This is a genomic window from Variovorax sp. J2L1-78 (genome assembly GCF_030317205.1).
In the GTDB taxonomy this organism is placed as follows: Bacteria; Pseudomonadota; Gammaproteobacteria; order Burkholderiales; family Burkholderiaceae_C; genus Variovorax; species Variovorax arabinosiphilus.
Map to the genome: position 1 here is coordinate 818,645 of NZ_JASZYB010000002.1, position 20,517 is coordinate 839,161.

Consider the following 20,517-nt stretch of genomic DNA (forward strand, 5'->3'; position numbering starts at 1 on the left):
GCGTGGACCTCAGTCGATGGTGATGTGGTTGTCCTGGACGACCTTGCGCCAGCGCACTTCTTCGGCGCGCACGTAGCGGTCCAGTTCGTCGGGCGAGCCGACGTTGACGTCGAGCCCTTCGGTCTGCGTCTGCTGGACGAAGGGCGCTTCCTTGACGGCACGCCGCACGGCGGCGTTGAGGCGATCGATCACGTCCTTGGGCGTGTTCGCGGCGGCATACAGCCCGTACCAGCTCTCCGCGGCATAGCCGGGCACGCCGGCCTCGGCCATGGTCGGTACGTCGGCGTAGGCGGGCGAACGGTGCGCCGTGGTCACGGCCAGTGCGCGCATCTTTCCCGCGGCCACGAAGGACTTCGCTGCGGCCGCGGTGGCGAACATCATGTCCACCTGGCCACCCAGCAGGTCGGTCATGGCCGGGCCGGCACCGCGGTACGGCACGTGCACGAGGTCGATCCTGGCGAGGTTCTTGAACAGTTCGCCCGCCAGATGCGCGGAGGTGCCATTGCCCTGCGAGGCGAAGCTCAGCTTGCCCGGCCTGGCCTTCGCGCCGGCCACGAGGTCGGCCAGCGTCTTGTACGGCGAGTCCGCACGCACCACCAGCACGTTGGGCGACGCGCCGATCAACGCGACCGGGGCGAAGGCCTTGCGGGTGTCGTAGGGCAGCTTGGGCTGCAGGGCCGGGTTGACCGCATGCGCGAAGGTGGCCATGACCAGCGTGTAGCCATCGGGCGCGCTCTTGGCCACGAAGTCGGTGCCGATGATGGTGCCGGCGCCGGGCTTGTTGTCGACGATGACGGGCTGGCCGAGCGTATTCGCCATGCCCACGCCGAGCGTGCGCGTGATGGCGTCGGTCCCGCCGCCCGGGGCGAAGGGCACGACGATCCGGATCGGCTTGTCGGGGAACGCCGCCATGGCGGGCAGCGCGCCGAAGACCGCGAACGCCAGGAGCGCGATCGAGCGAAGGAACGGCAGGCGACGCAGCGCCCGCGGGTGCATGAATGCAAGCATGGTTTGTCTCTTTTCTTGTATGACTACGCGCTTGCAGCTTAGGTCGCATACTCCCGCGATGCACCCTGCCAATTCCACTGAGTGGAATTGCATTGACCGCTCGAAAGGATAGCCATGGCCACGACGAACCGTTCCCTCGAACGCGGGGTGGAGATCATGCGGGCCTTCCGGCCGGGCTCCGCCTTGCTCGGCAACGGCGAACTGGCCGAGCGCACGCAGCTGTCACCGGCCACCGTGAGCCGCCTGACGCAGACCCTGGTCGGTGCGGGCCTGCTCGAACATGACCGCCCGGCGCGCGCCTATCGCCTGGCCGCACCCGTGCTGAGCCTGGCGCATGCGATGCGCACCGGCTCGACGGTGCTGCAGGTGGCGGCGCCGCTGATGCGCGCCCTGGCCGAGAAGCTGCGCATCAACGTCGGGCTCGCCGTGGCCGACCGGTCGGAGATGGTCTACATCGAGTCGATCCGCTACAACCGTCGCCCGTCCCTGCGCAACGTGGTCAGCGGCCAGCGGGTGCCCATCGAACTGACCTCGCTCGGTCGCGCCTGGCTGGCGGTCGCCCCCGAAGCGCAGCGCAAGGCGCTGTTCAAGACGCTGAAGGCGCGCCGTGCCGACTGGCCGGCGTTGCGCCGGGAGATCGACGCGGCCATGGACAGCGTGCACACGCACGGGTGGTGCGTCGCGTCATGGCAGCCCGAGATCGTTGCATTGGCCGTGCCGCTTCGTGTGCACGGCGCATGGGGCCATGTGCTGAACGTCAGCGTGTCCACGACCGAACCGGTGGCCGACGTGGCGGCGCATCTCAGCGCGCCGCTGGTGGCGCTGAGCCGGCAGATCGTCCACGGCCTCGAGGGCCTGGAACCTGCCACCGGGCGGCCCTTGCGCTGACCGACCGGCTGGCAGGCTTCAGCCCGTCACGTGCCCTCGCTGGTCTTCCAGCGCGCCATCAACGTGTTCGACGGCAGCGTCTCGTCGATCAGCTTGTGCGCCGTCTCCGCACCCGCCACGGGCAGGCCGGCCGGGTCGAGCACGCCGATCTGCACCAGCGCGCTGGCCTGGTCCCAGTAGATGTGCTCGTGGCACAGCTTGTCGCCGCGAAAGCGCACCACGCCGAGCATCGGGAGCTCGACCTTGCGGCCGGTCGGCGCGATGCCGGGCAGCATCCAGTCGACCTCGGTCGTGTGGGTGAAGCTCATGATGAACTCGTCGACGAGCTGGTTGGAGCCGACGGTGCGCGACAGCGGCCGCAGCGCCATGTCCGGCGGGTTGCCGTGCACGAAGTGGTTCTTGTAGAAGCGGTAGAGCTGCTTGTAGCCGACGCCACCGGTCATGGTGGGGATGTGGTTGACGTAGGGCTCGGCCACCATTGTCGCCATCGTGTCCTCGACGTTGCGCGTGCCGAACTCGTATTCGCAGTGCTTGTCCCACAGCGCCGACAGGTCGTAGTCGGGGCCGAGTTCGCGCTTGAGCGTGGCGATGGTCCGCTGCTGCGCCATCATCGACGCGAGCTTGTCGAAGTGCATGCCGCCGAGGCGCGCGAAGGCGTGCTCGACGCCCGGGTAGGTGTAGATCTCGATGCGCTTGTTGGGCGCCAGCGCCTCGGTGATCGTGGCGCGCGCGGCGGCGTCGCAGTAGCCGTCGAGCTCGGCGAAGTGCAGCACCAGCCGGCCCTTGATCTTCGGTGCCTCGTCCAGCGCATGCTCGATGCCCATGCCGTAGTAGCCCACGGCCACCGACACGTCGGTGCGGCAGGCCGCGAAGTAGGCGAGCCGCCCGCCCAGGCAGAAGCCGACGAGCCCCTGGCCAACCGAGGTCTCGACTTCGGGCAGCGTGCGCAGGAGGTTGAGCGTGGCCTGGATGTCCTCGATGCCCTTGTCCAGGTCGAAGCCCTGGAAGTAGCCGATGGCCTGCTCGAAGTCGGCCGGGGTGTAGCCCAGCTCGATGCCCGGCTTCTGGCGCCAGAACAGGTCGGGCACGATGGCCACGTAGCCTTCCTCGGCGTAGAGGTCGGCGGTGGCGCGCATGTTGGCGTTCACGCCGAAGATCTCCTGCGCGATGACGATGCCGGGGCCATGGCCGCTGGCGGGCACGGCCACGTAGGCGGAGAAGCTGCCGCTGCCGTCCAGCGCCGGGATGGTGAGGGTTCTGCTCATGGGTGCGGCCTGCGTGGGGCAGGCGGAGTGAGTTGGCGACCGCCCGATCTCACCGCAAAACCGCTCGCGTGGCTATCCGGAATCCGCAAGCCCGTGCCGGCCGCGCGGCGGCGCATCGCCGATAGCGGACAAAGGCGCCCACGCGGGATGGGCATCGGCATGGCTCTTGCTCGCCGACGGGTGTGGATGCAGACTGCGATGCCGCACGCACGGCATCCGCCCCATCCCGCGCACCCCACGGCGCCCCAAGGAGCTTGACGCACATGACCCGGACCGACCCGTCCCTTCCGTTCGGCTTCGACCGTGCCGCCTTCGCGGCGTGCCGTCCATGAGTCCGGCGATGCCGGCGATGGACCTGTCGCGGCTCTACCGCAACCGGGTCTTCGCGTCGGACTGCATCGACGCTTCCAGGGCCTACCTGCGCCACGCGCTCGTCGAGCACGACGTGCGCTGCGGCGCCGGCGCGGTCGACTCGGCGCTCTACAGCGCGGGCTCGCCGCGGCTGCAGATGTTCATCCTGCGCTACGGGCCCGAGGTCGAGGTGCGCCCGCAGCCCTTCGACGGCTTCGCGCTGGTGCAGATGCCGCTGTCCGGCAGCGCCGAGATCGAAAGCGACGGCCACCGCCTCTCGATCGGCCGCGGCCAGGTGGCGGTCATTGCGCCGCGCCGCAGCGTGCGCCTGCGCTGGAGCCGCGACTGCGAGCAGCTGCTGCTGCGCATTCCGCTGACACTGGTGCACGACGCCGCCGTGCACAGCGCGCAGGCCGCGGCCGCCACCGGGTTGCAGTCGGCCCATCGGCTGCACGACGGCGCATCGGCCCAGTGGTTCGGCCTGGTGCAGTCGCTGATGGAACTCGCCCTGCCCGACGCCGCCGACCGGCCCGCGGCCTGCCACCCGGCCTGGCTCGAGCATGTCGAGCGCAGCCTCGCCTACTTCCTGCTCACGCAGCAGCCGGCGGGCGGTGCGCCGGCGCTGAACGACGCAGCGCTGACCCTGGGCACGCCGTCGTCCGCCGACGCGCTCGAGCCGCCGCTGGCCGCCGCCGAGCGCTACATGCGCAGCCGCCTGTGCGCGCCGCTGTCGCTCGAAGACCTGGCGCGCGCCGCCGGCGTGAGCCCGCGCACCCTGCACATGCACTGCAAGCGCCGCTTCGGCGTCGGCCCGATGGTGTGGCTGCGCCAGGTGCGGCTCGAGGCCGCGCGGCAGATGCTCGAGCGCGATGCCGACTGCCTGGTCACCGACGCGGCGATGGCCTTCGGCTTCGGCCATCTGGGCCGTTTTTCGGCCTACTACCGCGAGCGCTTCGGCGAACTGCCGCGGCACACGGCGCGGCGCTGAATCGTCCGCGCCGCATCAGGCATTCGGGCGCACCACGAGCCCGCGCATGGCTTGGCGCGCCGGCGTTCAGTCCGGCAGCGACAGCCGCTGGATGTGCGCGTCGTCCCAGAGGTCGCGCGGCTCGCGTCCGACGATCTGCACATTGCAATCCGGCTCGCTCAGGTCGAGCAGCGTCGGCACCGTCGGTGTTTCCTGCACCGTCGAATAGAAGGTGCGCACGATCGGCTTGTACAGCTGATCCTTGCGCTGCTGTACCACCACGGCCAGCAGGCCCGAACTCAGCCGCACCAGCGAGCCCACGGGGTACACGCCGACCAGCTTGATGAAGGCGGCCAGCAGCTCGCGGTCGAAGTGGCCCTTCCACGCGGCCATGCGCACCAGGGCGTCGGCCGGGTCCCAGGCACGCTTGTAGACGCGCGCGGAGGTCACGGCATCGAAGACGTCGCAGATGGCCGCCATGCGCGCGTAGATCGAGATCTCCTCGTCGTCCAGCCCGTCGGGGTAGCCGCCGCCACTGATCTTCTCGTGGTGGTGCAGGCAGATGTCCAGCGCGATGGGCTCGTCGAAGCCGTTGCTCTGCAACATCTCCATGCCCAGCCGCGGGTGGTTCTTCATCGTCGTGAACTCCGCGTCGGTGAGGGCGCCCGGCTTGTTCAGGATCTCGATCGGCACCCGCGCCTTGCCCAGATCGTGGAAGAGACCGCCGATGGCCGCGTTGCGGCATTGCCCTTCGGTCATGCCCAGCTCGCGCGCGAAGGCCGCCATGAGCGCGCAAACGGTGACGCAGTGCATGTAGGTGTACTCGTCGGCGGTCTTGAGCCGGGCCACGCTCAGCATGGCACCGGGGTCGTGTTCGATGGTGGCGTAGATCCCGTCGACCACCTGAACCGCCTGTGCCACGTTGAGGGGCCGGTTGGCCTGCGCGTCGGCGAAGGCTCCCCTCATGGTGGACGCGCCGAGGGCACGGGCGCTGGTGGCGGCTTCGTGCGCATTGATGGGAGGTGGCGCACGTACCACCGGCGGTGCTTCGGCGACCTCGATCCAGACGGAGATGTCGCCCCGGGCGCGCAGCGAGCGCAACAGGCGCCGGTCGAGCACCCGTGAGGTCGAGCGCGAATTCGGCACACCCGTCCAGATGCCATCGAGCCCCTTGAGGACCATGCCTTCTTCCAGCTGCGTGGCCTTGATCTTCTTCAGCATGACGTTCTGTGCGCGTTTTCGAGGCAAGCGCTGCGGTGGCAGGTATGAAAATTTAACTATAGGACGAAAAGGTGTCCAAACCTGTTCGATGCGTGCGGCCCGCGTCAACCTTGGCACGTTCGCAACGACGTGTTTTGCGAGCTGTCATCCGTCTGTTGTCTTTCGCCTTACTACACTGACCCGATGCCTCCCGTCTCACCGCCGCCTGACGAACGCGGCCCCTCGATCGTCCGCTTTCGCACCGGTGAAGACCTGCGCAGTCGAAGCGTGAGCGATGTGGTGCTGGTCGGCACGCTCGAGGTGCCGATGCCGCCCGCGCGTCTGACGGCCGACTGGGAACGCGAGGTGTCGTCCCGCCTGGGCTTGGCGCCCGGCGACGTCGAGCCGCTGCCCCTGCCGCGCGCCCGCGCGCGCTGGCCGGACTACCGGCCCTGCGTGCAGGCGATGGCCGACTGGACCCGTGCGCTCGGGCTGTCGGAGGTGCTGGCTTCCAGCGAGGTGGCGTTGATGGCCTGCCGCGGCGCGAGGGTCCACCACGACGCCGCGCAGTACGGCGGTGCGGCCTTCTGCAACCTCTTCCTCAGCGAAGACAAGGGGCTGGACCTGCATTTCCCGGCAGTGGGCCTTCGCATGCCCCTCGTCCGCGGGCTGGCGGTGGTCTTCGACACGGGCCAGCCGCACACCGTCCTCCGGCGCGGCCGCAGCGGCTTCGACGAAGCCGACTTCGCGGCGGAGGTGGATGCAACCCTGGTGTTCCTGAGCTGGGAGCTGCCGATCGAGGACGCGCATGTGGCACGTGCGCTGGGCGTCGTCTTCGATGGCGAGCCGCCCATCGCGCGCAGCACGTAGAGTGCGTGGCATGCGAACGCTTCTTCTGGCCAGCCTGCTGATCCTCTGCGCCACCCCGCATGCCGCGCAGGCGGTGGACGGGCGGCCCGACGACGCGCCGCGGCTGAGCGGGACCTACGGCTGCATGGCCTGCCATGGCATGGTGAGAAAGCAGGTCGGCCCCGGCTTCGCGCAGATCGCGGCACGCTACGGTGGCGACGCCGCCGCCCCGGCACGGCTCGCCGCGAAGATCCGCGGGGGCAGCGTCGGCACCTGGGGCCGCGTGATCATGCCGCGCCAACCGAAGATGACGGTGGCGGAATCCGAGACGCTGGCGCGCTGGGTGCTCGCGCAGCCGCCGCAGCCCTGAAGCCCTTGCAGGCGATCGGCGTCAGCGCCGCCGGTACACCCGCCCGAGCGCCGTCGCCAGCGCCATCGACACCCGCCGCCGCACCAGCGTCAGCGGCGACAGCGAGGCGAGCGGGCCGCGCGTGAACCGGTAGAAGGCCTGGCTCGCGACCGACGGTGGCCGCCCGCGCAGCGCCCCGCGCAAATGCCGGCCCTGCCAGGGTTTGGCCGCACCGACCGCATGCGACAGGTGCCGTCCGCCGGGCATGAAGTCCATCGCCTCGGGGCCCTGCGTGCGCAGCGGTGCCAGCGACAGGCTCAAGGCGAAGTTGAGCGCGTCCTCGTCGGTGGAATGGAAGGGATGCTCAGGCCCGCCGATCTTGCGCTGGCGCAGGACGTTGCCCGTCTCGGCCGCGACCAGTTCGCAGATGCGTTGCCAGTGCCCGAGGACGTCGGCCCGCGCGCGCGGCACCCCCACGAAGCCGCTGTTGTAGTAGCGCTCCAGCGGGCGCTGCGGCTGCTCGCCGTGCGCGGCGAAGAACTGGCGCCACTGCTGTCGCCTGGGATGGTCCGAGGGCAGCGCGCCGTCGAGGTCCTCGATCAGCGCGACCTCGCCACCGGCGAGCCAGGCCTCGATCTCCGACCAGGCGCACTTCACCACCAGGTCGGGGTCGAGGTAGACCACCGCGTCAGCCGCCGGGACCCGGTGCAGCAGCTCGCGCATGAAGGCCGGCTTGTGGTAGTTGAGGCTCCACGGCGGGTCGAGGGCCACCGTCTGCAGCGCCAGCCGCGAGGTCACCTGCAGCCGCGCCCGGCCGCGCTCGAAGCCTGCGCGGCGGGTCAGCCATTCCGGCAGCGGTCCGCGGTGGCCGGCCCACACCGTGCCTTCGTAGCCTGCCGCCGCCAGCGAATTCACCAGCACCGCCACGCCGTGGTGGTAGTGGCCTTCGAAGAGGGTGCAGACCGCAATCGTCATGGTCCCATGATCGCGCATCGGGCCCCCGGTCGTCGGCGTGGCCTTCGGATGAGAAGGCCCGGACTTTAGGGGGGTGGGCCGTTTGGCCACGCCGCGATCGTTAAATTCTTGGCAGTACGGCGATCTCAGATGCGGAATGCGGCCGGAGTGTTGACATTGCACAGACAGTCGTCACCCTGCCCCTCGACAATCTGGGCATGACGCGACACCTCCTCTCCCTGTGTTTTCTGCTGGCGCTGGCCGCCTGCGCGCAGCGAGAGGCGCTACCGCCGGCACCCATCGATGCGACGTTGCGCGTGCCGACCCTTGAATTCCAGGCGCCGCCGGCCGATCACGTGGTCTCGACCGTCCGCTACACGCTCGACCGCCAGTTCGCGCCGCTCGTCAACTTCTACTTGAAGGACGAGGTGGCCGCGTTCGGGCGCGGTGAAGACACGGCCGTCGGCGAACTCTTCGGCACCGTGGCGGTCACCGCCGAAGCGGCACGGCGGGTCTATGCCAAGGACCCGGCCGCAGGCGACCGTCGCCTGCTCGGCCGCCAGGTGCTGCTCAGCGGCAGCGTGCTGGGCATCAGCAAGGACGACGACCAGGTGCCCTACGTGGTGTTGCGCGACGGCGTGCTGCTCGGCACGAAGGCGCGCCTGGCGCGCGACAGCATGGCCGTGGCGCAGACCGTCACGAAGGACCAGGACGTCGCCTTCGTCTGCACCGGACGCGGGCTCGTCGCCCGCACGCCGTTGTTCGACGACTGCCGCCCGGCCGCGGTCGTGGCACAGCGCCAGACCGAAAGGCTGGCGAGCGAATTCGCCCGCTTCGCGCGCGGCCAGTCGGTGTCGCCCCAAGCGACCGAACTGGCCGTCCGCTTCGAGAGCCTGGCCCGCGCCGTGGACGACCGCGTCGATTGCTCGACCGGTTGCGAGCGCCGCCTGGACCACCGCCGTGCTGCCGAGGCGAGCACGCTCGCTGCCCTCGTCAAGTCGATGCGCGCCGGCGGCCTGCGCATCGACGCGAAGGCCGAGCAGGCGCTGACGCAGTCCACGCTGACCGCCGCCGCGGCGCTGAATCACTGAGCCCTTGCCGAGGGGTCAGGGCGTCGCCTCGAACCACGCGCGCGGCGACCTCCCCTGGTCCGGCCCCAGGCACGAGAAGCCGCCGTCCACCGGCAGGTCGACCCCGGTGATCCACGAGGCTTCCGAGGAGCAGGCGAAGGCCACCGCCGCCGCGACTTCTTCCCCGCGCCCGACGCGACCCAGCGGATGCACGTGCGCGCCCACCGCATCGGCCCGTTCGATCGAACCACCGCTCATGCCCGCCAAGGCCGGCGACCAGGTCCAGGCCGGCGACACGCTGACGCAGCGGATGCCCTGCGGCGCCAGGGCGACGGCGAGGTTGCGCGTGAGCTGCAGCATGCCGGCCTTCGACGCCGGGTAGGTGGCCCGCGCCGCCGAACCGAACTTGCCGCCCACGCTGCCGAGGTTGACGATCACGCCGCCGCGCGGCATCACCGCCGCGGCCTGCTGCGCGAAGATCGCGGCCGACACCAGGTTGACGTTGAGCGTGTGCAGCCACTGCGCGCGGGTCGATGCGATGCCCGCGTCGTCGTACACGCAGGCGTTGTTCACCAGCAGGTCGAGCTGGCCGAAGTGCGCGAGCGTCGCGGCGATGCACTGCGCGATCTGCGCGTCGTCCTCGATGTCGGTGCCGACGTAGCGCGCCATGTCGCCGAGCGCATCCGCCACGGCCTGCCCGGCCGCGGGGTCGATGCCGGCGATCACGACGCGCGCCCCCTGCGCCACCAGCCCGCGCGCCACGTCGTGCCCCAGCCCCTGCGTGGCGCCGGTGACGATCGCGACCTTGCCCGCGAGCTTCATGCCATGGCCTCCAGCGCGGCGAAGGCCTCGGCCACGGTCGTGATGGTCGCCACCAGCGCCATGCTCGCCAGCGAGGCGTCGTGCACCGCGCGGTCGGCCGCGGCGCAGGCATCGGCCGCCACGAACACGTCGAAGCCGCGGTCGGCCGCGTCGCGCACCGTGCCCTCGACCACCGAATGCGTGGCCACACCCGCGACCAGCAGCCGTTTGGCATTGACCAGGTGCAGCAACTGCTCGACGGGTGTGCCGGCGAAGGCGCTGATGCGCGTGTGCGTCACGACGAACTCGCGCTCGCCCGGCTGCGGCGCGAGCGCTTCCAGAAACTCCGCGCCCCATTCGCCGTCGCGCACCGCGCCGAGTTCGACGGTACGCCGGAAGATCGGTGTGTTGCGCGGGCAGTCGGCGTAGTCGGGCCGGAAGGCGATGCGCACATGCACGATCGGCCAGCCGCGCGCGCGGGCGCCGGCCAGCAGCGCGGAGGCGGCGGCGATCACGGCGTAACGCGCCGCGCCGCCCTCTGCGAGACCGACGCGGATGCGTCCGTCGGGGTGCAGCGTCTCGTTCTGGTAGTGCAGCGCCAGCACCGCGGTCGTGGACGTCGGTGTCACACGAAGACCTCCAGGTTGCCGAACACGCTGTCGCAGTTGACGAGGTTCACGCGCTTGAGCTGCAGGCGGAAGCCGCCGTCTTCGGCGCGCGCCAGCTTGTAGAAGACCTGGCCCGCCAGCATGCGCTGCTCGAGCCGGTATTCGACGTAGTGCAGCGTCGCGCACACGATGAGGTGGCCCGCTGCGTCGAGCCCGTCGACCTGGAGGTTGCCCACCAGCCGGCTGCTGCGCGTGGGCGGTTGCTGCGACCAATTGCGTGGGTGCAGCAGGCGGCGCACGCGCGTCTCGCGCAGCATGCGGTCTTCCCAGAACAGCGAGATCTGCTGGAACGGGTCGGCCTGCCCGTGGTGGCGCGGCATCCAGTAGCGGCCTTCGTCGGTCCACAGCGCCAACCACTCGTCGAAGCGGCGCTCGTCGAGCAGGCGCGACTCGCGGCCGATGAACTGCGCGGCCTCCTGCGCCAGTGCCGGGTTGGCGGGCGCTGGCGTCAGCGGGGTGGTCGAGACGTCGAAGGCGCGGTCAAGCAGCAGCATGCGCAGCCTCCCCCGGCACATCAGCCAGCATGTACTCGCGCCATGCGGCGAACTGGTTGCGCATCGGCAGCTCGCTGGTGCCGTTGGTCGACACCGCGCCGTCGGGCAGCATGCGGTCGGTGCCCGCGTAGCGGTGCAGGCTCACCCATTCGCCGCCGCGCGTGTTGTTGCCCTGCTGGCAGCGGCGGTACAGCTCCACGTCGTCGGGCATCACGTTCGACGAGGGCGAGTTGATGAGGTTGGCGTAGGTCAGCGCACGGTCGAACACCGCATCGGGTGCGCCCTTGCAGCGGAACAGCTGGATCTCGATCAGCGTGCGGTCGACCGCCAGCGGACGGATCACGCGGAACTGCTGGAACACGTTGTGCGGCGAGCCGCTGCCGTAGAGGATGGTGTTGTGGCGGTTCATGCCGAGCACTTCGCGCGCGCGCTCCTCGCCCACCGCTTCGCTCAGGCACTCGAAGTGCGCGCGCGCCACCGGGTCGCGCGTGGCGGCACCCGGGTCGAAGATGCCTTCCATGTAGCCATGGCCGCCGCGGTAGGCGCGCAGTTCCAGCTTTTCCCAGAAGGTGTAGGGCTCGCCGTTGCCATCCTGGATCAGCAGCTCGAAGGGCATCTCACCGATCGCGGCCGCCTCGTCGCGCGCCGCGCGGAACGACGACTCGTGCGTCACGCGCGCATGCATCGTGTCGTGCAGGTTCTCGTAGAACACCTTCCAGTTCGACTCCTGCAGCACGCGGAACACGCCGCCCACCACCTCGACCTCGCCGACGGGCGAGCGGTCGCACAGGTTGTCGATCGAGCTCGCCACGCCGCCGAGAAAGTCGCGCAGGCTTGGGCCCTCGGCGCTCTGGCTGGCGAAGACGAAGCCGCGGTAGCTGTCGACACGCGCCACCGGCGCCATCGAGAACTGCGGGTTCGTCGGGTCGTAGGCCGTGCCCTCGAAGCCGTCCCGCATCGGTGCGCCGAGGTGCGTGCCGTCGAGCTTGAAGGTCCACGCGTGGTACGGGCAGCGGAAGAACTTGCCGGCGCAGCCATCGCCTTCGCTCACCAGCTTGGCGCCCTTGTGCGGGCAGCGGTTGTAGAGCACCTTCACCGCACCGTCGGCGGCGCGCACCATCACCACGTCCTGGTCGCCCAGGCGGGTCGTGTGGTAGTCGCCGGTGTTCGGCACCTGGCTGTCGTGGCCGACGTAGATCCAGGCGCGGCCGTAGATGCGTTCCATCTCCAGCGCGAAGATGGCGGGGTCGGTGTAGACGCGCTTGTTCACGCTGTCGGGCCGCACCAGGGCGGCCAGCTCGTCATCGGCAATCATCGAAAGGGTCCTTGTCCGTCCACGACGTAAGGCCCCAGTGTGGGGAGATCGTGCGATGCGAACTAGCCGCGATCGGCAAGGGCTTGTCCGGAAACGGCAAGGCGCGGCGGGGCGCGCGGTGCACTGCGTAAATCGGACAGCCTGCCACCGCGCGCTTGCCGTTTGCGGATAGCTGCCGGCGCGGGTCGGCTCCTAGACTTCGCCGCACCCCTCGTCCGAACTGGAGCTGCCCGCATGCCACGTCCCTCCCTGCACCGCCTCGCCCTGGCGGCCACCCTTGGCGGCGCCCTGCTCGCCGCCTCCGCCGCGCAGGCGGCCGACGCGCTCAAGATCGGCTTCCTCACGACGCTGTCGGGCCCCGGCGCGGTGATCGGCAACGAGGTGCGCGACGGCTTCAACCTCGGCATCAAGAACAGCGGCGACAAGCTCGGCGGCCTGCCGGTGCAGATGGACATCATCGACGACCAGCAGAAGCCCGAAAGCGGGCTGCAGGCCGTCGACCGCTTCATCAAGCGCGACAAGGTCGACCTCGTCACCGGGGTCGTCTTCAGCAACGTGCTGCTGCCGCTGCTGCCCGGCATCCTGGCGAGCGACACCATCTACCTGAGCCCCAACACCGGCCCGAGCGACTACGCCGGCGCCAAGTGCAACCGCAACTTCTTCGCCGTGGCCTGGCACAACGAAGACATCCCGCAGGCCGTGGGCAAGTACGCGACCGACCGCAAGTTCACGCGCGTCGCGCTCATCGCCCCCAACTACCCCGGCGGCCGCGAATCGCTGGCTGGCTTCAAGCGCCAGTACAAGGGCGAGATCGTCGAGGAGCTCTACACCAAGATGGGCCAGCTCGACTACGCACCCGAGTTGGCGACGATGCGTGCGGCCAAGCCCGACGCGGTGTTCTTCTTCCTGCCCGGCGGCATGGGCGTGAACTTCATCAAGCAGTTCGGCGCGTCGGGCCTGTCGAAGCAGGTGGCGCTGCTGGCGCCCGGCTTCTCGGGCGACGAAGACACCATCGGCGCCATCGGCGAGCCGATCGTCGGGCTCTACAACGCGTCGCAGTGGGCCTCGGACCTGCCCAACGCGGCCAACCAGAAGTTCGTCGCCGACTTCCGCAAGGCCTACGGGCGTGCGCCGACGCTCTATGCCTCGCAGGCCTACGACACGGCGATGCTCATCGACAGCGCGGTGCGCGCCGTCGGCGGCAAGGTGGAAGACAAGGACGCGCTGCGCAAGGCGCTGCGCAAGGCCGACTTCGCCTCGGTGCGCGGGCCGTTCAAGTTCAACACCAACCAGTTCCCGATCCACAACCTGTACATGCGCGTCGTCGAGAAAGATACGCAGGGCAAGCTCGCGAACAAGCTGGTCGGCACGACCATGACCGACCATGCCGACCCGTTCGTGGGCGAATGCGCGATGAAGTGAACGGACAGGGCGCGGCCGCGCCTCAGCGCGCCGGCGTGCCCATGCGCCGGATCGGGTCGCTGCCGTCCCAACCCCGCGAGGCTTCGGCGATGCGGCGGAAGTAGTCGCCCTTGCCGCCGGTGAGTTCCGACAGCTCGATCATGCCGCTCGGCAGGTCGGGGTGCACGTAGTACGCGAAGCGCCCGCGCTGCCCCATCTGCCCGCCGTGCCCTTCGACATAGCCGGCGGCCGTCAGTTGCGCGGCGAGTTCGTCGAAGCGGTCTTCCGTCCAGTACGCAATGTGCTGCGCGCCTTCGCCGGATCGCTGGAGCGAATCGAGGTAGAGCGAGGGCGCGTCGTTGCGCTGCTGGATCAGCTCGATCTGCAGGTCGCCCGAGTTGGCCAGCGCGATCGACAGGTCCGGCAGTGCGGACGGCTGGCCGTAGTAGCGGAACTCGGTCGTACCCACTTCTTCCTTGTAGAACCACGGCCCCACGCCGAGCACGCGGCTCCAGTGCGCCATGGCTTTCTCGATGTCGTGCACTACGAAACCGACCTGGCGGGCTCCCCCGAAAAAGCGACTCATGCGTGGACCTTTCTGCGCGTACAGCGCTGAGATATAGAAACGGTTCCATTCATTCTGGATGTAGCCGTCGCGACAACGGCTCAGGGTATTCATGGAGAGTGTTGGCGCAAGGCAAGGCGAACAATGAAACGAAAGCGGAAACGTTTCTACGCCGCACCACCGTATCCCATCGCCTACCCATGTCCTCTTCCGCCACTGCCACCCACGCCCACCCGTTGCCCCTCGAGCTGGCGACATCGAAGCGCCTGGCGCTGCGCCCGCCGCCCTACGAGCCCGAGGTCGAGAAGGCCATCCGCAACAGCGCGTTCAAGGGGCTGTCGCCGCTCAACCTGCGGCTGGTGCTGGCGCAGGAGCCGAAGCTGTCGGTGGCCTTTCAGTCGATGGCGCACGTGGTGCTGTTCCAGGGTGCGTTGCCCGAGCGCGAGCGCGAGATCGCGATCATCCGCACCGGCGCGCTGACCCGCTCGGAATACGAGTGGGGCATGCACGTGAGCATCTACGCCGAGAAGTGCGGCCTGAGCGAAGCGCAGGTGATGGAGCTGACCGTCGGCCAGCCCGGCGAGGCGCTGTGGACCGAGAAGGAGCGCGTCATCGTGTGCATGGTCGACGAGCTGCACCATCACTCGACCGTCAGCGACGCGACCTGGGCCGCGATGTGCACGCACTGGCCCGAAGACCAGCGGGTGGAGCTGATCCTGTCGTCGGCCTTCTATCACATGGCCGCCTTCTTTTTGAACAGCACGGCGGTGCCGCTGGAGAAGGGCGCGCGCCGCTTTCCGCCTGGCATGACGCAGGCCAGCGTGCCTGCCGACGGGGCCGCCGCATGAAGCCGGCACGCAAGGCCAAGCCGACGATCCGCGACGTGGCCGCTGCGGCCGGCGTGTCGGTCGGCACCGCGTCGCGCGCGTTCAACCGCGCGGGCCGCGTGAGCGACGCCGCCATCGAAGCGGTGCAGGCGGCCGCGCTGCGCCTGGGCTATGCGCCCGACGCCATCGCGCAGAGCATGCGCACGCGCACCAGCGGCGTGGTGGGCCTGCTGGTGTCCGACCTGGCCAACCCGCTGTATGCGCGCATCGTCAACGCGGTGGAAGCGCGGCTGCAGCGCGACGGCTATGCGCTGCTGCTGGCCAACACGCACAACGACAGCCGCCACGAGCGCGCGATGATCGACTTCTTCCGCCGCCGCCGCGTCGACGGCCTGATCCTCGGCCCCTGCGAATCGGAACGCCCCGAGATGCTCGACGCGCTGCTGGCGCAGGACCTGCCCGTGGTGGCGCTCGATCGCGACTTCGGCCCCGCCGGAAGCGGCGTGCACGTCGACCACTTCCACGGCGCGCTGCAAGCCACGCGCTATTTGCTCAACCTCGGCCACACGCGCATCGCGCTGATGACGCCGGGCCAGACGCTGCGGCCCGGCCGCGAGCGTATCGCCGGCTTCACCGACGCCTTTGCCGAGCGCGGCCTGAAGCCCGAGCCCAAGCTCATCCGCGCCGAGCGCTCGGCGATGGAGTTCGCCTTCAGCGAAGCGCTGGCGCTGCTGTCGTCGGCCGAGCCGCCGACCGCCTTCGTCTGCCTCGGCACCCGCATCCTCGCGGGCGTGCTGCAGGGCCTGCGCCATGCGGGCCGCAGCGTGCCCGACGACGTGAGCGTGATCAGCGTCGGCGACACCGACCTGTCGCAACTCTTCAGCCCGGCCATCACTTCGCTCACCTGGGACTTCGAGGCCGTCGGCACCGCCGCGGCCGAGCTCATGCTCAAGCGCCTGCCGCCCGCCGCGGCCGGCCAGGCGGTCGAGCCGGAGCGCATCGTCATGACCACACAGATGGTGCTGCGCGAATCGTGCGGGCCGCAGACGGCATCGCGCCCGGCCAAAGCGCCTTCCGCGCGCGCACGGCAGGTGGCGAAGAAATGACCCAGCGCCTCGAGGGCCGCGCGGCCGTGGTCGTCGGTGCCGGGTCGATCGGCCATGGCGTGAGCAACGGCGCGGCCTGTGCGATGCGCTTCGCGCAGGAGGGCGCGGCCGTGCTGTGCGTGGACCGCTCGATCGAGGCTGCGCAGGATACGGTGCGGCGCATCACCGAAGCCGGTGGCCGTGCCAGCGCCTTCGAGGCCGACGTGCGCGACGCCGAACGCATCCGCGCGATGGTGGCCGAATGCCTCGCACGCCACGGCCGCATCGACGTGCTGCACAACAACGTCGGTGTCGAGGAATTCGGCGAACTGCTCGAGGTCACCGAGGAATCGTGGGACCGCGTCCACGCCATCAACCTGCGCGGCGCCATGCTCACCGCGCGCGAAGCCATGCCGCACATGATCCGACAGGGCGGCGGCTCGATCATCAACATGTCGTCCATCGCGAGCCGCAAGTGGAGCGCGATGCAGTTCCTGTCGTACAGCACGTCGAAGGCGGCGCTCAACCACATGACGAAGGTCGTGGCACGCCAGTACGCGCCGCACCAGGTGCGCTGTAACGTGATCGTCGCCGGCCTCATCGACACGCCGCACGCGGCCCACCTCTACCCGGACGAAGAAGCGGCACGCGAAGGCCGTGACCTGCGCAACCAGCGTTGCCCGATGGGCCGCCAGGGATCGCCCTGGGACATCGCCAACGCTGCCTTGTTCCTTGCCTCGGACGAGTCGAGCTACGTCACCGGCCTCGAGATGGTCGTGGACGGCGGCGTCTCGCTCTGAGCAGGGCCCTGCCAATGAAAAGACGGAGACATCACCATGAAGACGTACGTATTGGGGGCGGTGCTGGCCGCTGCCTGCGCGGTGGCCGCGGCGCAGCCTGCAGCGGCCCCGGCCGACTACCCGAGCAAGCCGGTGCACCTGCTGCTGCCGTTCTCGGCCGGTGGCGGCGGTGACGTGCTCGGCCGCCTCCTCGCGGAGCGGATGGGCAAGCGACTGAACCAACCCTTCGTCGTCGACAACAAGCCCGGCGCGGCGGGCACCATCGGCACCCACACGGTGGCAACGTCGCCGGCCGACGGCTACACCATCACCATCGGCGGCATGTCGACGCACACGCTGGCGCCGGCCACCTACCCCAAGCTGCCGTACGACCCGCTCAAGGACTTCGCGACCATCGGCCGCATCGGCACCTCGGCCATCGTGATGGTCGCGGCCAAGGACTTCCCGGCCAACGACATCAAGGAATTCGTGGCGCTGGCCAAGGCCAAGCCCGGCGTGCAGTACGCGAGCTGGGGCCCCGGGTCGACCGGGCACTTCTGCGGCGAGGTGCTGGCCCAGAAGGCCGGCGTCCAGCTCACGCACGTGCCCTTCAAGGGCGCGTCGCAGATCATGACGGACATCCTCGGCGGGCACATCGGCGTGGGCTTCGTCGACATGGCGACGGGCACGCCCTTCGTCAAGGAAGGGCGCGTGAAGGCGCTGGGCGTGTGCACGCAGCGCTCGCCCAGCCTGCCGGACGTGGCGAGCTACAAGGAGCAGGGCATCGACTTCGACAAGACGCTCAGCTGGGTGATGTACGCGCCGGCCGGCGTGCCCAAGCCCATCGTCGACAAGCTGGCCGCGGCGTTGCAGGCCACGCTGAAGGAGCCCGAGGTGGTGTCGAAGCTGGTGGCGCTGGGCATCACGGCCGATTACCTCTCGGGCGCCGAGCAGGCCGCCGCCAACGCGATCGACATCCCGATCTGGCGAAAGATCGCGCAGGACGCCAACCTCAAGCTCGAGTGACCCGATGAAGCTGCTCGACCACCGCGTCGCCGTGATCTCCGGCGCCGCACGCGAGCGCGGTATCGGCAAGGCGACCGCGCGACTCTTCGTGGAGCACGGCGCCCGCGTCGTGATGCTCGACCTCGACGAAGCCGAGGTGCACGCGGCGGCTGCCGAGATCGGCCCGCAGGCGCTCGGGCTGGTCTGCGACGTGCGCTCGGCCGCCGACTGCCATGCCGCCATCGAACGCACGCTGGCCTGGGCCGGTCAGGTCGACGTGCTGGTCAACAACGCCGGCATCACGCAGAAACGCGGCGTGGTCGACGTGAGCGACGACGACTACGAACTCGTCACCGGCGTGGTGCTCAAGGGCACGCTGAACCTGTCGCAGGCGGTCATCCCGTCGATGCGGGCACGGCGCGCGGGTGCCATCGTCTGCGTGTCATCGATGTCGGCGCAGCAGGGCGGCGGCGTGTTCGGCGGGGCGCACTACTGCGCGGCCAAGGCCGGCGTGCAGGGCCTGGCGCGGGCCATGGCGCGCGAGCTGGGGCCGGACAACATCCGCGTCAACTCCGTCGCGCCGGGCCTGATCCTCACCGACTTCTCGCGCAGCGGCAGCACCGACGAAGCCAAGCACGCCATCGCCCAGGCCTGGCCGATGCGGCGGGCCGGCTCGCCGAGCGAAGTGGCAGGCGTGTGCCTGTTCCTGGCGTCGGGGCTGTCGTCGTTCATGACCGGCGCGACGCTCGACGTGAACGGCGGGGCGCACATCCACTGAAGCCCGGTCGCTGGGGGCGGCGCGCGCACTGCGGTGGCGCGTCGACGCAGGCATGCCGCTTGCTTGGGTCGTAGAACTACCGATTGTCGATTGTCAGACAATCGCTACGATCCGCCGACCCATGACCGCCACACCGCCCATCCTCCAGATCCAGGCCCTGCACAAGCGCTTCGGCGATCACGCCGTGCTTCGCGGCATCGACCTCGACGTCCAGCCGGGCGACCGCATCGCCATCATCGGGTCGAGCGGCTCGGGCAAGAGCACGCTGCTGCGCTGCCTCAACTTCATGGAAATGCCGTCGGCCGGGCGCGTGGTGCTCAAGGGCCGCGCCGTCGGCACGGCGGCGGGCGCGGGCGGCGAGGTCCGCTACGGCCAGGCCGAGCTGAGCGAGGTGCGCAAGCAGGTCGGCATGGTGTTCCAGCAGTTCAACCTGTTCCCGCACATGACGGTGCTGCAGAACGTCATGGAGGGGCTGGTCACGGTCAAACGTGTGTCGGCGGCCGACGCACGTGAGCGCGCACTGCGCGAATTGACCAAGGTGGGCCTCGCCGAGAAAGCCAACGCCTATCCCGGCCATCTGTCCGGCGGCCAGCAGCAACGCGTGGCCATCGCCCGCGCGCTGGCCATGGAGCCGGAGGTGTTGCTGTTCGACGAGCCCACGTCCTCGCTCGACCCCGAGCTGGTCGGCGAGGTGCTCTCGACCATCCTGGCGCTCGCCAAGGAAGGCCGGACCATGCTGCTGGTCACCCATGAACTGGGCTTCGCCTATCACTTCGCCACCAAGGTGGTCTTCCTCGCCGACGGCCAGCTGCACGAAACCGGCACGCCCGACGAGGTGCTCAAGCACCCGAAGCAGGAACGCACGCAGCGCTTTCTCGAGCGCTTCACCGCCTTCCATTTCTGAACGAACCGATCCCGAAAACCATGTCCGCCGACACCCTCTCCAAGACCAGTTCCCAGGCCTACACCCCCGACGACCGCAACGACGCGGTGCTCGTCTACGTCAACGGCAACTTCGTGCCGCGCCACCAGGCGACGGTGTCGGTGTTCGACGCCGGCTATGTCTGCGGCGACGGCGTGTGGGAAGGCGTGCGGCTGGTCGACGGCCGCATCGTGTCCTTCGACGCGCACATCGACCGCCTGTGGGAAGGCGCCAAGTCGATCTCGCTCGACATCGGCATGAACAAGGACCAGATCAAGAAGGTCGTGACCGACACGTTCCTGCGCAACGACATGCGCGACGGCGCCCACGCGCGGCTGATGGTCACCCGCGGCGTCAAGAAGACGCCCAACCAGGACCCGCGCTTCATCATCGGCAGCGCCACCATCGTGTGCGTGGCCGAGCACAAGGTCGTCACGCCCGAGGCCAAGCAGAAGGGGCTGAAGCTCTTCACCTCGACCTTCCGCTGCAGCGGGCCCGACGTGTTCGACCTGCGGCTCAATTCACACAGCCGGCTCAACTTCATCCAGGCGCTGATCCAGGCGATCCAGGCCGGTGCCGACGAGGCGCTGATGCTCGACCCGCACGGCTTCGTCGCCAGCTGCAACTCGACCAACTTCTTCATCGTGCGCAACGGCGCGCTGTGGACCTCGTCGGGCCGCTACTGCTTCAACGGCATCACCCGCGCCACCATCGCCCGGCTCGCGCGCGAGGCGGGCATCCCGGTGTTCGAAGGCGACTTCACGCTGGCCGAGGTGTACGCCGCCGACGAAGCCTTCGTCACCGGCACGCTGGCCGGCATCACGCCGGTGCAGGCGGTCGACGGCCGCGCGCTGGTGCCGAGCGGCCCGCTCACACAGCGGCTCGACGCGCTCTACCGCGCCTACATCGCAAGCGCCACCGAAGCGCACGGCACGCTGCCGGCTGCGGCCTGATCTCTTCTTCAACCACGTCCTTC

22 protein-coding genes are annotated in these 20,517 nt (G+C 69.6%); 13 read left to right on the forward strand and 9 right to left on the reverse strand.

Going from position 1 to position 20,517, the window contains the following annotated elements:
- Positions 1-9 precede the first annotated feature (9 nt).
- Positions 10-1,008 carry a tripartite tricarboxylate transporter substrate binding protein gene (locus QTH86_RS17780; protein WP_444813868.1) on the reverse strand — a complete coding sequence of 333 codons (999 nt, stop codon included), beginning with the start codon at positions 1,006-1,008 and terminating at the stop codon, positions 10-12.
- A gap of 114 nt (positions 1,009-1,122) precedes the next feature.
- Between QTH86_RS17780 and QTH86_RS17785 the strand changes: the two genes are divergently transcribed.
- Positions 1,123-1,896, forward strand: a complete 774-nt coding sequence (locus tag QTH86_RS17785; protein ID WP_286647524.1) for an IclR family transcriptional regulator — start codon at positions 1,123-1,125, stop codon at positions 1,894-1,896.
- A 26-nt stretch (positions 1,897-1,922) separates the two neighbouring features.
- On the opposite strand, the gene QTH86_RS17790 is transcribed toward QTH86_RS17785, so the two are convergent.
- Entirely contained in the window at positions 1,923-3,161 is a 1,239-nt protein-coding gene (locus QTH86_RS17790; protein WP_286647525.1) for a dienelactone hydrolase family protein, read from the reverse strand.
- Between the two features lie 328 nt (positions 3,162-3,489).
- Between QTH86_RS17790 and QTH86_RS17795 the strand changes: the two genes are divergently transcribed.
- Positions 3,490-4,500, forward strand: a complete 1,011-nt coding sequence (locus QTH86_RS17795; protein ID WP_286647526.1) for an AraC family transcriptional regulator — start codon at positions 3,490-3,492, stop codon at positions 4,498-4,500.
- 66 nt (positions 4,501-4,566) lie between these two features.
- Here QTH86_RS17795 and QTH86_RS17800 read toward each other — a convergent pair whose 3' ends face one another.
- A complete protein-coding gene (locus tag QTH86_RS17800) occupies positions 4,567-5,700 on the reverse strand; it encodes an HD-GYP domain-containing protein (RefSeq protein ID WP_286647527.1) in 1,134 nt (377 codons plus the stop codon).
- A gap of 183 nt (positions 5,701-5,883) precedes the next feature.
- Here QTH86_RS17800 and QTH86_RS17805 point away from each other — a divergent pair, with 183 nt between their 5' ends.
- The gene (locus QTH86_RS17805) at positions 5,884-6,549 is read left to right on the forward strand and encodes a hypothetical protein (protein ID WP_286647528.1); all 666 of its coding nucleotides are present in this window, start codon (positions 5,884-5,886) and stop codon (positions 6,547-6,549) included.
- Positions 6,550-6,559: 10 nt separating this feature from the next.
- Positions 6,560-6,898, forward strand: a complete 339-nt coding sequence (locus tag QTH86_RS17810; RefSeq protein ID WP_286647529.1) for a c-type cytochrome — start codon at positions 6,560-6,562, stop codon at positions 6,896-6,898.
- A gap of 21 nt (positions 6,899-6,919) precedes the next feature.
- Here the strand turns inward: QTH86_RS17810 and QTH86_RS17815 are convergent, their stop codons facing one another.
- A complete protein-coding gene (locus tag QTH86_RS17815; RefSeq protein ID WP_286647530.1) occupies positions 6,920-7,852 on the reverse strand; it encodes a hypothetical protein in 933 nt (310 codons plus the stop codon).
- Positions 7,853-8,049: 197 nt separating this feature from the next.
- Between QTH86_RS17815 and QTH86_RS17820 the strand changes: the two genes are divergently transcribed.
- Entirely contained in the window at positions 8,050-8,922 is an 873-nt protein-coding gene (locus QTH86_RS17820) for a hypothetical protein (protein ID WP_286647531.1), read from the forward strand.
- A gap of 15 nt (positions 8,923-8,937) precedes the next feature.
- On the opposite strand, the gene QTH86_RS17825 is transcribed toward QTH86_RS17820, so the two are convergent.
- The 4 genes from QTH86_RS17825 to QTH86_RS17840 are packed head-to-tail and all read right to left on the reverse strand — an operon-like array spanning position 8,938 to position 12,179.
- On the reverse strand, positions 8,938-9,723 hold the full coding sequence (locus QTH86_RS17825; RefSeq protein WP_286647532.1) for an SDR family oxidoreductase: 786 nt from the start codon (positions 9,721-9,723) through the stop codon (positions 8,938-8,940).
- Complete coding sequence (locus QTH86_RS17830) at positions 9,720-10,331, reverse strand: cysteine hydrolase family protein (RefSeq protein ID WP_286647533.1); 612 nt, start codon at positions 10,329-10,331, stop codon at positions 9,720-9,722. Before QTH86_RS17830 ends, QTH86_RS17825 begins: the two co-directional genes overlap by 4 nt.
- Positions 10,328-10,864 (reverse strand): aromatic-ring-hydroxylating dioxygenase subunit beta, encoded by a 537-nt coding sequence (locus QTH86_RS17835; RefSeq protein ID WP_286647534.1) that lies wholly within the window; start codon positions 10,862-10,864, stop codon positions 10,328-10,330. Before QTH86_RS17835 ends, QTH86_RS17830 begins: the two co-directional genes overlap by 4 nt.
- Complete coding sequence (locus tag QTH86_RS17840; RefSeq protein WP_286647535.1) at positions 10,851-12,179, reverse strand: aromatic ring-hydroxylating dioxygenase subunit alpha; 1,329 nt, start codon at positions 12,177-12,179, stop codon at positions 10,851-10,853. The genes QTH86_RS17835 and QTH86_RS17840 overlap by 14 nt, the downstream gene beginning before the upstream one ends.
- A 234-nt stretch (positions 12,180-12,413) precedes the next feature.
- Here QTH86_RS17840 and QTH86_RS17845 point away from each other — a divergent pair, with 234 nt between their 5' ends.
- Positions 12,414-13,601: an ABC transporter substrate-binding protein gene (locus QTH86_RS17845; protein WP_286647536.1), complete on the forward strand. Its 1,188-nt coding sequence runs from the start codon at positions 12,414-12,416 to the stop codon at positions 13,599-13,601.
- Positions 13,602-13,623: 22 nt separating this feature from the next.
- On the opposite strand, the gene QTH86_RS17850 is transcribed toward QTH86_RS17845, so the two are convergent.
- Positions 13,624-14,166 carry a VOC family protein gene (locus QTH86_RS17850; RefSeq protein ID WP_286647537.1) on the reverse strand — a complete coding sequence of 181 codons (543 nt, stop codon included), beginning with the start codon at positions 14,164-14,166 and terminating at the stop codon, positions 13,624-13,626.
- A gap of 179 nt (positions 14,167-14,345) precedes the next feature.
- Here QTH86_RS17850 and QTH86_RS17855 point away from each other — a divergent pair, with 179 nt between their 5' ends.
- The 7 genes from QTH86_RS17855 (at position 14,346) to QTH86_RS17885 (ending at position 20,494) form a co-directional block, all read left to right on the forward strand.
- Positions 14,346-14,993 (forward strand): carboxymuconolactone decarboxylase family protein, encoded by a 648-nt coding sequence (locus tag QTH86_RS17855; RefSeq protein ID WP_286647538.1) that lies wholly within the window; start codon positions 14,346-14,348, stop codon positions 14,991-14,993.
- Positions 14,990-16,078, forward strand: a complete 1,089-nt coding sequence (locus QTH86_RS17860) for a LacI family DNA-binding transcriptional regulator (protein WP_286647539.1) — start codon at positions 14,990-14,992, stop codon at positions 16,076-16,078. Before QTH86_RS17855 ends, QTH86_RS17860 begins: the two co-directional genes overlap by 4 nt.
- Positions 16,075-16,857, forward strand: coding sequence for an SDR family NAD(P)-dependent oxidoreductase (locus QTH86_RS17865; RefSeq protein WP_286647540.1), 783 nt, complete (start codon positions 16,075-16,077; stop codon positions 16,855-16,857). Before QTH86_RS17860 ends, QTH86_RS17865 begins: the two co-directional genes overlap by 4 nt.
- Positions 16,858-16,893: 36 nt before the next feature.
- Complete coding sequence (locus tag QTH86_RS17870; RefSeq protein WP_286647541.1) at positions 16,894-17,862, forward strand: Bug family tripartite tricarboxylate transporter substrate binding protein; 969 nt, start codon at positions 16,894-16,896, stop codon at positions 17,860-17,862.
- Between the two features lie 4 nt (positions 17,863-17,866).
- Positions 17,867-18,619 (forward strand): SDR family NAD(P)-dependent oxidoreductase, encoded by a 753-nt coding sequence (locus QTH86_RS17875; protein ID WP_286647542.1) that lies wholly within the window; start codon positions 17,867-17,869, stop codon positions 18,617-18,619.
- 121 nt (positions 18,620-18,740) lie between these two features.
- Positions 18,741-19,523, forward strand: coding sequence for an amino acid ABC transporter ATP-binding protein (locus QTH86_RS17880; RefSeq protein ID WP_286647543.1), 783 nt, complete (start codon positions 18,741-18,743; stop codon positions 19,521-19,523).
- Between the two features lie 20 nt (positions 19,524-19,543).
- Entirely contained in the window at positions 19,544-20,494 is a 951-nt protein-coding gene (locus QTH86_RS17885; protein WP_286647544.1) for an aminotransferase class IV, read from the forward strand.
- Positions 20,495-20,517: the final 23 nt, after the last annotated feature.

Bases quoted from the DNA above. Each gene is read 5' to 3' on its own strand.
- QTH86_RS17780 (WP_444813868.1), bottom strand. From the start codon at position 1,008: ATGCTTGCATTCATGCACCCGCGGGCGCTGCGTCGCCTGCCGTTCCTT.
- QTH86_RS17785 (WP_286647524.1), top strand. From the start codon at position 1,123: ATGGCCACGACGAACCGTTCCCTCGAACGCGGGGTGGAGATCATGCGG.
- QTH86_RS17790 (WP_286647525.1), bottom strand. From the start codon at position 3,161: ATGAGCAGAACCCTCACCATCCCGGCGCTGGACGGCAGCGGCAGCTTC.
- QTH86_RS17795 (WP_286647526.1), top strand. From the start codon at position 3,490: ATGAGTCCGGCGATGCCGGCGATGGACCTGTCGCGGCTCTACCGCAAC.
- QTH86_RS17800 (WP_286647527.1), bottom strand. From the start codon at position 5,700: ATGCTGAAGAAGATCAAGGCCACGCAGCTGGAAGAAGGCATGGTCCTC.
- QTH86_RS17805 (WP_286647528.1), top strand. From the start codon at position 5,884: ATGCCTCCCGTCTCACCGCCGCCTGACGAACGCGGCCCCTCGATCGTC.
- QTH86_RS17810 (WP_286647529.1), top strand. From the start codon at position 6,560: ATGCGAACGCTTCTTCTGGCCAGCCTGCTGATCCTCTGCGCCACCCCG.
- QTH86_RS17815 (WP_286647530.1), bottom strand. From the start codon at position 7,852: ATGACGATTGCGGTCTGCACCCTCTTCGAAGGCCACTACCACCACGGC.
- QTH86_RS17820 (WP_286647531.1), top strand. From the start codon at position 8,050: ATGACGCGACACCTCCTCTCCCTGTGTTTTCTGCTGGCGCTGGCCGCC.
- QTH86_RS17825 (WP_286647532.1), bottom strand. From the start codon at position 9,723: ATGAAGCTCGCGGGCAAGGTCGCGATCGTCACCGGCGCCACGCAGGGG.
- QTH86_RS17835 (WP_286647534.1), bottom strand. From the start codon at position 10,864: ATGCTGCTGCTTGACCGCGCCTTCGACGTCTCGACCACCCCGCTGACG.
- QTH86_RS17840 (WP_286647535.1), bottom strand. From the start codon at position 12,179: ATGATTGCCGATGACGAGCTGGCCGCCCTGGTGCGGCCCGACAGCGTG.
- QTH86_RS17845 (WP_286647536.1), top strand. From the start codon at position 12,414: ATGCCACGTCCCTCCCTGCACCGCCTCGCCCTGGCGGCCACCCTTGGC.
- QTH86_RS17850 (WP_286647537.1), bottom strand. From the start codon at position 14,166: ATGAGTCGCTTTTTCGGGGGAGCCCGCCAGGTCGGTTTCGTAGTGCAC.
- QTH86_RS17855 (WP_286647538.1), top strand. From the start codon at position 14,346: ATGTCCTCTTCCGCCACTGCCACCCACGCCCACCCGTTGCCCCTCGAG.
- QTH86_RS17860 (WP_286647539.1), top strand. From the start codon at position 14,990: ATGAAGCCGGCACGCAAGGCCAAGCCGACGATCCGCGACGTGGCCGCT.
- QTH86_RS17865 (WP_286647540.1), top strand. From the start codon at position 16,075: ATGACCCAGCGCCTCGAGGGCCGCGCGGCCGTGGTCGTCGGTGCCGGG.
- QTH86_RS17870 (WP_286647541.1), top strand. From the start codon at position 16,894: ATGAAGACGTACGTATTGGGGGCGGTGCTGGCCGCTGCCTGCGCGGTG.
- QTH86_RS17875 (WP_286647542.1), top strand. From the start codon at position 17,867: ATGAAGCTGCTCGACCACCGCGTCGCCGTGATCTCCGGCGCCGCACGC.
- QTH86_RS17880 (WP_286647543.1), top strand. From the start codon at position 18,741: ATGACCGCCACACCGCCCATCCTCCAGATCCAGGCCCTGCACAAGCGC.
- QTH86_RS17885 (WP_286647544.1), top strand. From the start codon at position 19,544: ATGTCCGCCGACACCCTCTCCAAGACCAGTTCCCAGGCCTACACCCCC.